Genomic DNA, 11,435 nt, shown 5'->3' with positions numbered 1-11,435 from the left:
CCCCACCCACCCCCCGCCCTCCCTTTATTTTTTAGAGCCAGTTGCAGGCTAATGTTATAGCGTAGCGTCTCGTGGTCTCGGAGATTTGTAAAAGAGACAGGACTTTACCCCCGAAGAATATCAAATCGTTTTGCAAACCGCTGCCAGCTTCCAGGAGGTGTTGACGCGGCGGTTGCCCAAGGTGCCCACCTTGCAGGGGAAGGTGGTGGTGACGCTGTTCTTCGAGCCTTCCACCCGCACCCGTACCAGTTTTGAGCTGGCGGCCAAGCGCCTTTCGGCCGATGTGCTCAACTTTTCCCCTGGCACTTCTTCCTTGAGCAAAGGGGAGACGCTCTTGGATACGGCCCGCACCTTTCTGGCCATGGGATCCGATCTCTTAATCGTTCGCCATGCCCAGGCAGGAGTGCCCCAACAATTAGCTGCCGAGATCGACCGCCGCGGATCCCCTGTGGGCGTTCTCAATGCTGGGGATGGACTGCACGAACATCCCACTCAAGGCCTGCTGGATTTGTTTACCCTCTGCAGCCATCTGGATCCCCGGCGTCCCCGTCTGGAGTTGCTGCAAGGGATCAAAATCGCCATTGTCGGCGATATTCTCCACTCGCGAGTGGCCCGCTCCGATATCTACGCCCTGGTGGCCGCCGGAGCTGAGGTTCACTTAGCCGGCCCTCCCACCCTGTTGCCCAAGGATTTTGCCCAGTTTGTACCCGGCCATACGCTCCCTGTCCATTGGCAGCTAGAGCCTGCCCTCGAAGGGTCGCGTTTTGTTATCACCCTACGCCTGCAGCAGGAGCGCATGGGCGAGTTCCTTCTCCCCAGCTTGCAGGAGTACCATCACTTCTTCGGCCTCACGCGGCAACGACTGCGCCTGTGCCACCCGGATGTCAAGCTTCTGCACCCCGGCCCGGTCAATCGCGGTGTGGAACTCAGCTCCGAGGTGATGGAGGATCCCGGCTTGAACCTGATTGAGCAGCAGGTCACCCACGGCGTGGCGGTGCGTATGGCCCTGCTGTACCTCATGGGGGGCGGGCGGATCCCAGCTTAGAGCCCAGATCTTTCTCTGCTCGGGGAACATGTAGAGCTGCCCCACGTCTAGAAGGTTGGAGTCTATCTTCTAACCAATTCTCTCTGCCAAAAGCCGAAAGAATCTCTGGGCGGGGCTTTTCCCGCCCTGCTGAAATCATGTCCAAGCTTGCCGAGAGGTGAGCAACATCTTTGTCTCAAATTTTACACATCTTGGATCTGGATCGAGTTTTTTTGCAGCCGTCTAAGCTTAGCTCTTATTCAAGTTGTGTCCGTTTGATTGGTTGTCAAATGAGATAGAAGTTCAGCAGTATAAGCCTTTTCGCGGATCCTGGGCTCCAGGATCCTGATTTTGCTGAAATCCAAACTGGCCAAAACCACCAGATGGAAAATCGAGGTTTGGAAACGAGCCAGCACACTCAAAAATATCGATTTTTCTCTTGACTTAACCCAAAGTTAACCTTTAGATATCCCTCCGTTAACTTTGAGGTTATAGGGTTGAAGATGTTGATTTGCCACAGATATTACCTATGCGAACCCTGCTTTCTGCTTTCTCCCTCACCGCTCTAACAGTAGGATTTCTAACAGCGACCTCGGCTCAAGCCCAAACCGTGCAAATCTCCGGGGCGGGCGCGACCTTTGCGGCTCCTTTGCTGCAACGTTGGTTTGACGCCTACAACCGCACCGTAGACCCCACTGTGCAAGTCAGCTATCAGTCTGTCGGTAGTGGTGCTGGCCTAGAGCAGGTGATCAATGGCACTGTGGACTTCGGCGCTTCCGAGGCGCCTTTCTCCGGTGCTCGCCTGGAAAGCTTCCGAGCTAAATACGGCTATGATCCCCTACAGTTGCCTCTGGCGGGAGGGGCCATCGAGTTTGCCTATAACCTGCCCGGCATTGAAGACGGAGAGCTCATCCTGAAGCGGAAAACCTACTGCGGCATCGTGACCGGCGAGATCACTCGCTGGGACGACATTCGCATCAAGGCCGAGAACCCAGGTATAGCAAACAAGCTGCCACCCCTGGACATCACCTGGGTACACCGCTCTGATGGTTCTGGGACTACCTTTGTGTTCACCAACCACATCAGAACTGTCTGCCCTAATTGGACAGCCGGTGCTGGTACTTCTGTCGAGTGGCCTGTTGGCATTGGAGCCCAAGGGAATGAGGGCGTAGCCGCCACCATCAAGCAGGAGCCAGGGGCAATTGGCTACGTGAACCAGTCCTATGCCAAGCTGGAAAAGATGGCCACTGCTCGCTTGGAAAACAAAGCGGGCAACATTGTTGAGTTCTCCACCGAGGCAGCTACCTCGGCGCTGGATGCTCCCATTCCTGATGACTTTGCGCTGTTGGTGCCCGACCCTGAAGGGCCAAATGACTACCCAATCGTGGGCTTGTTCTGGGTGATGCTGTACCGCGAGTATCCCGATCAGCAGAAGCTGACCAAGCTGGTGGAGACTCTGAAATGGACCCAGGGGCCGGAAGGTCAGGCCATTACCCGCGAGCTGGACTACATCCCCATGCCTGAGGCGGCTATCCAACGGATCTTTGCCGAGCTGGATGCCATTACCGTTAACCCCAATGCGGTGCGATGACCGGGGTGCAGCCTGAACTCCACTAGAGTGGAGCTGGTGGCCGGCTGAGGAGGCAGATGAGGCTTTCTCGGTCGGCTGCTGGGCTTACCTTGCACGGTGGGATTTTTAGGAAAGATTTTGAACCGAAGATGATCATGGGAGAGAGGCTATGACTTCAGCGGCTACGGGTTATGGTTCACCACCAAACCCGGATATAGATGTTGACATTGAGAAAAAGGCAAGCCCGTCCCGGGCTGTTGATGTGGGTTTTGTCCGCCTGACGCTGGCCTTGGCAGGGTTTGCCGGCATTATTCTCATCTGGTTGATTCTTCAAACCACCGAAGCGGCTCTGCCGGCGATCCAGCAGTTTGGCTTGGGCTTCCTGGTTACTGCCCGCTGGAACCCGGTGGAAAACATCTACGGGGTGCTGCCGCAGATTTATGGCAGTCTGGTGACCTCTCTGGTGGCTTTGATTTTTGCCATTCCTCTGGGCATTGGCACAGCCATCTTCCTGACGGAAGGCTTTGCTCCCAAGTGGGTAACGGAGCCGATTGGTTTTGCCATTGAGCTGATCGTGGCCATTCCCAGTGTGGTGCTGGGGCTGTGGGGGATCTTTGTGCTGATTCCAGCAGTGCGGCCCATCTTTCGAGCCATTAACCAGACGCTGGGTTGGATCCCTTTCTTGAGTGGCCCGGCTCCGCGGGGGCCCAGCTTGTTGATAGTGGCTATGGTGCTGGGGATCATGATCTCTCCCATCATCATCTCCATTACCCGCAGTACCCTTGAATCTCTGCCACGCAGCCTAAAAGAGGGGGCTTTGGCTTTGGGGGCAACCCGCTGGGAGACCATCTTAACGGTGATGATCCCTGCCGGCCTGTCGGGCATTGTCAGCTCGATCATGCTGGCGCTGGGGCGGGCCCTGGGAGAGACCATGGTAGCGGCCATGCTTTCCGGCAACGCCAACCGCATCAATATCTCCCTAATGCAGCCGGGATCCACCATTACCGCCTTGATTGCTTCTCAGTTTGGGGAGGCAGGACGCTTGCAGGTTTCGGCTCTCATGTATGCCGGCGTGGTGCTGATGGTGCTGACGTTATTGGTCAACATCGTTGCCGAGATCATTATTCGCAAGTTTCAAAACTTGGAGCAGTAACTTCGGAAGCAGAAAGAAGATGAAGGAGCACTGTTATCATGTCCGACTCAGCACAGCTTGCCCCTGAGAAGGTTGACATCGACATTACTCGTGCCGCCATTGCCCCTGTCCGCAATTACACAGGCATTGTCCTAACCCTGCTGAGTGGCCTCTTTGTGGCGGTGATCATAGCTTCCCTATCTTGGGTGCTGTGGGATGTGGGCAAGGAAGGCATCCAGCGGATAAATTGGGATGTCCTCACCCAGACCCGCTACCCCGCCCCTGGCCTGGCGGAAGGGGGCTTTGGTCACGCAATTGTCGGCAGTTTAATGGTGCTGGCTACGGGGGCGGCTTTGAGCTTTCCCTTCGGCATCTTGGCGGCAGTGTACTTGTCTGAATTCGGTCGCGGCACCCGCTTGGCTTATCTGGTTAAGTTTTCCTGCAATGTGCTCACGGGGGTACCGGCCATTCTCTGCGGCCTGTTTGCCTATGCTGTGGTGGTGAGGGGATCCGGCTTTTCGGCTTTCTCGGGAGGGGTGGCTTTTGGCGTGCTGATGCTGCCGATTGTCATCCGCTCCACCGAGGAGGCGTTGCTGCTGGTTTCGCCCGACATGCGCTTGGCTTCCCTTGGCCTGGGCTCAAATCGCTTTCAGACCACAATGCGCGTTGTTTTGCCGGCAGCGGCACCGGCCATCGTAACCGGGCTAATCCTGGCTTTGGCCCGAGCGGCAGGCGAGGCTGCACCTCTGCTCTTTACCGCCTTCAACAACAATTTCTGGTCCAGTAATCTCTTTGGCCCGGTGGCTACCTTGCCGGTGATGGTCTACTTTTTCTCCATCATTCCCTACAGGGTGCAGCAGGAGCTGGCTTGGGCGGGCGCTTTGGTTTTGTTAGCCATTGTTTTGGCGGCCAGCTTGACCGCTCGCTTTTTGGTGTACAAGACCAGGAAATAGCCTGAGGATTCTCAACAAAGTCTTGAATCGAACTCTTCGTCGAACTCTAGCTCTTTTTGTGAGTGCTGCCATGCAAACTCAATCTCTTAACCAGACCTCTTACGTTTTCAGGACCGAGAACCTGAATGTTTACTACGGATCCAACTTGGCGGTGAAAAATGTCACCCTGAACATTCCGGCCCGGCAAATTACTGCGTTTATCGGCCCTTCCGGCTGTGGCAAAAGCACGATTCTGCGCTGTTTTAACCGCACCAACGATTTGATCCCCGGTGCTCGTGTAGAGGGCAAGCTCACCTACCACGGCAAGGATCTCTACGCCAAAGAAGTCGATCCGGTGGCGGTGCGGCGGCGTATCGGCATGGTCTTCCAAAAACCCAATCCCTTCCCCAAAAGCATTTACGACAACGTGGCCTACGGCCCGCGGGTGCTGGGGATGAAGGTAGACTTGGACGAGGTGGTGGAAACCTCGCTGAGGCGGGCTGCCCTCTGGGATGAAGTCAAAGACAAGTTGAAAGAAAATGGTCAGTCGCTGTCGGGAGGGCAGCAGCAGCGCTTGTGTATTGCCCGCGCTCTGGCGGTACAGCCGGATGTGATTTTGATGGATGAGCCCTGTTCGGCACTGGATCCCATTTCCACCCGCCGTATCGAAGAGCTGATGAAGGAGCTGGAGGAGGAATATACCATCATCATCGTCACCCACAACATGCAGCAGGCCAGCCGCGTCTCGGATATGACGGCTTTCTTCAGTGTGGAGCTGGTGGGATCCAACCGTGTGGGCGAGCTGATTGAATTTGACAGAACTGAAGTCATCTTCAACAGCCCCACCAAGCAAGCCACAAGAGATTATGTGGAGGGCCGCTTCGGCTAATCGACCTGGCCGGACAGGGATCCTTCCCATACTGTTCTCGGCAAACCCTTTTGCAGGCAATTTCTGCCGATGATGGAGTCTGAAGAACCGTTGCACCCAAATACGGATACCTATGATCGTTGCCGCTCCTGACAAGCTGCAGGCTTTGCGTTCTGACTTAGAGGGTATTGAGATCATCACTGATCCGGCTCAGGTGGCCAAGTTGTCGTTGGATTTTTACCACTACAGCCCCGTGCTGAGCCGACAACTGAGCGACAAGCGGGGAGATTTGGTGGTGCGCCCCGCCGATGAGGCCGAGGTGATGCGGGTGGCAGCGGCCTGTGCCAAGCTGCGGATCCCGGTTACGGTGCGCGGTGCCGGTACCGGTAATTACGGCCAATGTATCCCGCTGGCCGGGGGTGTGATCCTGGACATGGGCAAGCTCAACCAGGTGCTTTGGGCAAAGCCGGGCTTGGCGCGGGTGCAGGCGGGGGCCAAGTTGATGGCCATCGACAAACACACCCGGGAGATGGGCTGGGAGATCCGCATGGCTCCTTCCACCTATCGCACGGCCACCATCGGGGGGTTCATTGCTGGCGGCAGTGGTGGCATTGGCTCTGTGACTTACGGCCAACTGCGGGATCGGGGCAACATCTTGGGGCTGCGGGTGGTCACCCTGGAGGAAGAGCCCCGGGTGCTGGAGCTGCGGGGAGATGAGGTATTCAAAGTAAGCCATGCCTGGGGCCTCAATGGGATCATCACCGAGGTGGAGATCCCGCTGGCGCCTGCTTATCCTTGGGCGGAGCTGGTGGTGGCCTTTCCCCCTGAAGTGGGCTTTATGCCCTGTGCCCATTTTGGCCAAGCCCTGGGAGATGCCGATGGGATCCTCAAGAAATTGGTCAGCCTGCACGCTTGGCCGATCCCCAGCTACTTTGCACCGCTGCGGGGTCATTTGCCAGAAGGATCCGCTGTGGCCCTGTTGATGGTGGCCGAATGCAGCCTGGAGCCGCTGTTGGAGCTTGTCCGGGAACATGGGGGCCAAGTGGTTTACAACAAAACGGCCCAGGAGGCCAGCAAGGGGATCTCGCTGGGGGAATTTTCTTGGAACCACACCACTTTGCACTGCCGCAGCGTGGATCCCAGCCTGACTTATTTACAATCGGCTTTTCCCGCCGATCGGGAGCTGAAGCTGGTGCAGCACATGTACGAGTATTTTGGCGACGAAGTGCTGATGCACCTGGAGTGGATTCGCATCAACGGGCAAGCTACCCCTGTCGGCCTGCAAATTGTCCGCTTTACCACCGAAGAGCGTCTAAACGAGATCATGCGCTACCACGAAGAGCAGGGAGTATTTATTGCCAACCCCCACACTTTCATCATCGAAGACGGCGGGCGCAAAGTGATGGATCCGCGCCAGATTCGTTTTAAAGAAGAAGTGGATCCCTATGGCCTGCTCAATCCGGGCAAGATGCGCACCTGGCAGGAGCGCGCCTCTGCTTGAGGAATAGCAACAGTAGCACAGCAATTGGCCTTGGTCTATCTGTATTGCCCATGTTTAATCCCTGATGGATTGTCTGGGCAGGACAACACCAGTCCAAAGCTCTACAGTCAGTACTGTGGGAATGCTGTCCACCGTTAAATGCTTTATGGTGTGGACTGTCAAACTTCCGGCAGCCAGTCCTCTGCAAGCACCAACTCTGGAGAGTAGGGACAGACATCTGGAAATGTCGAGATTTCTATCCCCGTTTGCCTGGCTGCTTGGCGGCGCGCCCGTTGATAACTCTCTTCAAGTTGCTCTACCAGATAACCTTTTAGGCTAGGGCTATCTTCTATGGCCAATCCGATTTGGGTTCGCGCATCTGTAATGGAATCTAGCCAGCTATCTGAACGTCGCTGAGGTTGATATTGCCACTTGAGCAGATGCAGCAGAAGGCGAGTTAATTGACTGGTAATCCCTCGTCGTTCGCTCTTACCCAAATTCTCAACCTCTTCAATTAAGTGTGTTAGGTCAATTTCATGCCAGCGCCTTTCCCGCAATAGCCGGGTTGTTCGGTCAATCCACAAGTTAAAGTCTGTCGAGTATAGATTGCTCATAGCTTTGTCCTGCTGAAAAATAGGGTCGCGATAATTATGAAATCCAGACTACGTCCTTCTTGAGTTTACTACAATAAAACCTGTAACACCTGAGTTCTCAACCGTCTGGGAGCAGAGTCCTCTGGTGACAAACCTTATCCAGGCAACTCTTTCTATAGTCATTTCGATTTAAAGCAGGACACTGCACCCACACTTAAAGTGCACCGAGCCAGAAGGCTGTTCTCAATAGCCCAGGCGTCTTACCCTAAACTGAAGCAACTATATTTGACGAATATTTGACGGAGAGTGGATGGAGAGGGTGTCCCTGTGGAGAAAGGTTCAAACAAACGCTTTAACTGCCATAGTAGTTGATAGCTAAAGCTCCCACCAGAGTAAGCTGAAAGACCAAGATCACGAAGTAGAAAATGGCGCGGGGCTTGAACAGAGTGAGCATCAAGCCTATGGCTTTCAAGTCTACTATCGGCCCAAACACCATAAAAGCCAACAGGGATCCCGGCGTGAAGGTGGCGGCAAAGGAGAGGGCGAAAAAGGCATCCACCGTCGAGCAGATGGAGATGATCCCGGCCAGGGCCATCATGATCAGGATTGAGAGCAATGCATCTTGGCCATAATCCAGCACAAACGAACGCGGGATCACCGTTTGAATCAGGGCCGCCATCGCCGAGCCCAAGATGAGCACGGATCCCAATTCGCGGATCTCCCTGGCCCAGGTCTGCAGCAGGAGAACTCCTTTTTGTCCCCTGGAGGGAGAAGGCGCAGCGGCCAGAGCAGAGCGATACACATCTTCAGCCGTTTGTAAAGTGGCCAGGGATCCGCCAGAGGCCCCTTGAGCAGGGCTCTGGGATCCAATCCAGAAGGTGCCTCCCCGCAACAACGGCGAGCAGGAAGTGCTTTTCGGATCCGTCTCTTGGGAGCAATTGCGCTGCAGCTCCCGCCAGACTGACGGCTGCAACAGAGGCTGGAAATCCTTTTGCAGGCTGAAGATCAAGCCGACGACAACCGCAATGCCGAAGGAAAAGAGAACTCGGTAGATCACCAGCTCCGGCATGGAGCGAAAGGCAATCCAAGTGGAAAAGATCACCACCGGGTTAAACACCGGCGCCGCCAATAAAAAAGCCACCGCCACGTGGGGTGGGATCCCTTTGATCACCAGTTGACGGGCCACCGGCAGGTTGCCGCACTCGCACACCGGGAAAAAGAATCCTAAAGCGCCACCGGCCACCGCGCTGCCGATTTTGCCTTTGGGCAGGAAACGGGCCAACTGGGATCCCTCGACAAACACCGCCAGCAGCCCCGATAGAAACACCCCCAGCAGCAGAAATGGCATGGCCTGCACCACAAGGCTCAGAAACAGGGTGAATCCGTCTCGCCAAAGGGGAGAGTCCAAGAGGCTCAACACACCACCTCACGCACGACTTGGGCCTTACTGAGTTTGGATCTCGGCCCAGCGCCCTGTCAAACGGCTCTCAACCCCGCTCTTCTATAGGGATGTAGCGTTGCTGGCGTTCACCTGTGTACACCTGGGTGGGTCGGAAAAGCCGATTATCGGACAACTGCTCCCGCCAATGGGCCAGCCAACCCGCCGCTCGGGCAATGGCAAACACCGGTGTAAACAAATCTTCTGGGATCCCCAGCTTGGCGTAGACCAACCCTGAGTAGAAGTCCACATTCGGGTAGATCCCCTTCGGCCCTAGCAACTCCTCACACACCCGCTCCACCTCCAGGGCAATGTCGTAGTACTTGTCGTGGCCGTAGCGCTCAAATAGCTCTTCGGCCAGCCGCTGCAGGATGGTGGCCCGCGGATCCTTCACCTTATAAACCCGGTGACCCATGCCCATGATGCGCTGTTTTTTGGCCAGCTTCTCCTCGATAAACGAGCGTACATTTTCCACCGAGCCGATTTGCCGCAGCAGCATCATCACCTGTTGGTTGGCCCCCCCGTGCAACAGCCCCGAAAGGGTACCCACCGCCGTGGCCAGGCTGCTGTAGGGGTTAGCCAGCGTGGAAGCGCTCACCAGAAGGGCAAACGTAGAGGCATTGACCGTGTGCTCGGCGTGCAAGATGAGACAGGTATCGAAAATGCGGGCCAACCAGGGATCCGGCTTCTTGCCCGAGAGCATGTATAGGAAATTGGCAGCATGATCCAGGTTGTCGTCCGGGGGAATGGGATCGTTGCCCTGTCGCATCTGGTGGAACATCGCCACCATGGTCGGCAGCTTTGAGAGCAACCGGGTGACGGTGCCGAACACATAGTCGGGATCCATCTCCCGCAGCGGGTAAAACAGCCCCAAGCCCGCCACACAGGTTTGCAGAGCATCCATCGGGTGGCCCGACTCCGGAAACGACTTGATCATGTCGCGGATGCGGTATTTCACCCGTCGATGACTGCGGATCGCCTGGTCAAAATTGTCCAGCTCCGACTGGGTCGGCAGCTTGCCAAAGATCAGCAGGTAGGCCGTCTCCAGAAAGGTACTGTGGGCGGTTAATTCCTCGATGGGGATGCCCCGATATTCCAGGATCCCCGCCTGGCCATCGACAAAACTAATGTTGGAGCGTGTGGCCGGAACGCCTTCCAACCCAGGTCTGTATTCGCCATCCGCCATAGTCGGATTCCTAAAGTGCTTCCTAAATGATGAATCAAGGGTTGCCAAAGGTGCCTGGAACCCAACCCCTTGCTCCCCTCGGGCAGTACTGACCCCGCTTCGCTACAGTAAAGCAAATTTTGGATCCCTGTAGCCAAATGCTGCCCCTGTCATCCTTCACAGAGAGCCAGGCTGGGATCCGCCTTCTATCTTGCAACAGCTCCCGCTGCCCGACGCAAAAATTGTTGCTATGGTGAGAACTGCGCCCGGCTTGAGGGATCTTGGCGCCTGCCGGAGCCGTGAAAGTTCGCTCCCCCGCTTGGAGATCGGCATCGATGTCGGATACTGCTCAAACTCACCTTGGCTCCAGCCCAGTGCAAGGACTGGAGTACGTGGTGCTGGGAGTGGCCACTTGCTTCCAGCAGGATCAGGAAGGTCGCCTGGTAGAGGTTTTGGTGGCCGAGCCGGTGCCTGCTGCCGATTTGGACTGCCTAGCCCAAGAACGCCGCAGCACTTCCTATGTTCTCCTCTACGCCACAACCTACGCCGAGATCGTGAACAACGGGATCCCAACTTTGCCTGCCGAGGTTTTCCCGCCAGGGGTGTTGTTGGGAGAAGACTTCGTGGAACGGGTGCAGGCAGCGGCCCGCACCTATCGCAGCAAGCCCCAGTTTCGCCATATCCCCCTGCACCAAACCTGCACTCCAGAGCGGGGGGTGTTTAAGCTCAATCACAGCGTTGAGCCCCGACGGATCCTCAACGCGGTTGTGGAGGTGAAGGATGCCGACAACATCAAACAGCACCCCCACACCCATCAACGGCTCTGACTCACTGGGCTGTACGGGTCAGACGTGCCCTGGAAAGCAGGTTGAACCGCCACTCTGGGCTAGGCTTCGGGATCCCTCTACCCTTCTGGAGCAGGTACGCAGCGGTCAGGTTTGGCTGGTTAAGGGAATGGGATCCCATGGGCTGTTGCTGGAGAAAGCTCATATTGTCGAGCTGCTGGAGTTTGGTGCAGCCGTTGGCCTGGCCATCGATCGCGATTGCCGAGCGGTTTTGCCGATCGCGTAAGCGGGACGGAGTCCTTTTGGCCAAGTGTATCTGCAGGCCCCTGCCACTTTTTTGGAGCGTCAGCTAGAAATCGCAGGAGCCCCGCACTGTACCCGTAGGGTCGGTGTCGGGAGGAATGCGCTTTGATGAAGTACAATGAACTTATGAGCCAAGTCCTGACCA

General features: G+C 56.2%; 11 protein-coding genes. 8 read left to right on the top strand and 3 right to left on the bottom strand.

Going from position 1 to position 11,435, the window contains the following annotated elements; genetic code table 11:
- Positions 1 to 124 precede the first annotated feature (124 nt).
- From NW838_RS01245 to NW838_RS01220, 6 genes are all read left to right on the top strand, one after another.
- Positions 125 to 1,045, top strand: coding sequence for an aspartate carbamoyltransferase catalytic subunit (locus tag NW838_RS01245; RefSeq protein ID WP_414427343.1), 921 nt, complete (start codon positions 125 to 127; stop codon positions 1,043 to 1,045).
- Between the two features lie 508 nt (positions 1,046 to 1,553).
- The gene (gene pstS, locus NW838_RS01240; RefSeq protein ID WP_414355899.1) at positions 1,554 to 2,615 is read left to right on the top strand and encodes a phosphate ABC transporter substrate-binding protein PstS; all 1,062 of its coding nucleotides are present in this window, start codon (positions 1,554 to 1,556) and stop codon (positions 2,613 to 2,615) included.
- Between the two features lie 148 nt (positions 2,616 to 2,763).
- A complete protein-coding gene (gene pstC / locus NW838_RS01235; protein WP_414427341.1) occupies positions 2,764 to 3,747 on the top strand; it encodes a phosphate ABC transporter permease subunit PstC in 984 nt (327 codons plus the stop codon).
- 38 nt (positions 3,748 to 3,785) lie between these two features.
- On the top strand, positions 3,786 to 4,679 hold the full coding sequence (gene pstA, locus NW838_RS01230; protein ID WP_414427340.1) for a phosphate ABC transporter permease PstA: 894 nt from the start codon (positions 3,786 to 3,788) through the stop codon (positions 4,677 to 4,679).
- 70 nt (positions 4,680 to 4,749) lie between these two features.
- Entirely contained in the window at positions 4,750 to 5,547 is a 798-nt protein-coding gene (gene pstB, locus NW838_RS01225; RefSeq protein ID WP_414427339.1) for a phosphate ABC transporter ATP-binding protein PstB, read from the top strand.
- 112 nt (positions 5,548 to 5,659) lie between these two features.
- Positions 5,660 to 7,027, top strand: a complete 1,368-nt coding sequence (locus NW838_RS01220; RefSeq protein WP_414427338.1) for an FAD-binding oxidoreductase — start codon at positions 5,660 to 5,662, stop codon at positions 7,025 to 7,027.
- 158 nt (positions 7,028 to 7,185) lie between these two features.
- Here NW838_RS01220 and NW838_RS01215 read toward each other — a convergent pair whose 3' ends face one another.
- From NW838_RS01215 to NW838_RS01205, 3 genes are all read right to left on the bottom strand, one after another.
- Positions 7,186 to 7,620, bottom strand: coding sequence for a DUF29 domain-containing protein (locus NW838_RS01215; protein WP_011433505.1), 435 nt, complete (start codon positions 7,618 to 7,620; stop codon positions 7,186 to 7,188).
- A gap of 331 nt (positions 7,621 to 7,951) precedes the next feature.
- Positions 7,952 to 9,007 carry a permease gene (locus tag NW838_RS01210; protein ID WP_414427342.1) on the bottom strand — a complete coding sequence of 352 codons (1,056 nt, stop codon included), beginning with the start codon at positions 9,005 to 9,007 and terminating at the stop codon, positions 7,952 to 7,954.
- A 79-nt stretch (positions 9,008 to 9,086) separates the two neighbouring features.
- Positions 9,087 to 10,223 (bottom strand): citrate synthase, encoded by a 1,137-nt coding sequence (locus NW838_RS01205; protein WP_414352130.1) that lies wholly within the window; start codon positions 10,221 to 10,223, stop codon positions 9,087 to 9,089.
- Positions 10,224 to 10,537: 314 nt separating this feature from the next.
- On the opposite strand from NW838_RS01205, the gene NW838_RS01200 reads away from it, so the two are divergent.
- Both NW838_RS01200 and NW838_RS01195 read left to right on the top strand, forming a co-directional pair.
- Positions 10,538 to 11,029: a hypothetical protein gene (locus NW838_RS01200; protein ID WP_414413337.1), complete on the top strand. Its 492-nt coding sequence runs from the start codon at positions 10,538 to 10,540 to the stop codon at positions 11,027 to 11,029.
- Complete coding sequence (locus tag NW838_RS01195) at positions 10,983 to 11,273, top strand: hypothetical protein (RefSeq protein WP_148202743.1); 291 nt, start codon at positions 10,983 to 10,985, stop codon at positions 11,271 to 11,273. The genes NW838_RS01200 and NW838_RS01195 overlap by 47 nt, the downstream gene beginning before the upstream one ends.
- Positions 11,274 to 11,435: the final 162 nt, after the last annotated feature.

The sequence above is a fragment of the Synechococcus sp. R55.2 genome (assembly GCF_047462075.1).
Taxonomy (GTDB): domain Bacteria; phylum Cyanobacteriota; class Cyanobacteriia; order Thermostichales; family Thermostichaceae; genus Thermostichus.
Note: the sequence above shows the minus strand (reverse complement) of the source record. Positions and strands in the feature narration are given on the sequence as shown.

Excerpts from the sequence above, each read along its gene's own strand:
- pstS (WP_414355899.1), top strand. The coding sequence starts at position 1,554 with ATGCGAACCCTGCTTTCTGCTTTCTCCCTCACCGCTCTAACAGTAGGA.
- pstC (WP_414427341.1), top strand. The coding sequence starts at position 2,764 with ATGACTTCAGCGGCTACGGGTTATGGTTCACCACCAAACCCGGATATA.
- pstA (WP_414427340.1), top strand. The coding sequence starts at position 3,786 with ATGTCCGACTCAGCACAGCTTGCCCCTGAGAAGGTTGACATCGACATT.
- pstB (WP_414427339.1), top strand. The coding sequence starts at position 4,750 with ATGCAAACTCAATCTCTTAACCAGACCTCTTACGTTTTCAGGACCGAG.
- NW838_RS01220 (WP_414427338.1), top strand. The coding sequence starts at position 5,660 with ATGATCGTTGCCGCTCCTGACAAGCTGCAGGCTTTGCGTTCTGACTTA.
- NW838_RS01215 (WP_011433505.1), bottom strand. The coding sequence starts at position 7,620 with ATGAGCAATCTATACTCGACAGACTTTAACTTGTGGATTGACCGAACA.
- NW838_RS01205 (WP_414352130.1), bottom strand. The coding sequence starts at position 10,223 with ATGGCGGATGGCGAATACAGACCTGGGTTGGAAGGCGTTCCGGCCACA.
- NW838_RS01200 (WP_414413337.1), top strand. The coding sequence starts at position 10,538 with ATGTCGGATACTGCTCAAACTCACCTTGGCTCCAGCCCAGTGCAAGGA.
- NW838_RS01195 (WP_148202743.1), top strand. The coding sequence starts at position 10,983 with ATGCCGACAACATCAAACAGCACCCCCACACCCATCAACGGCTCTGAC.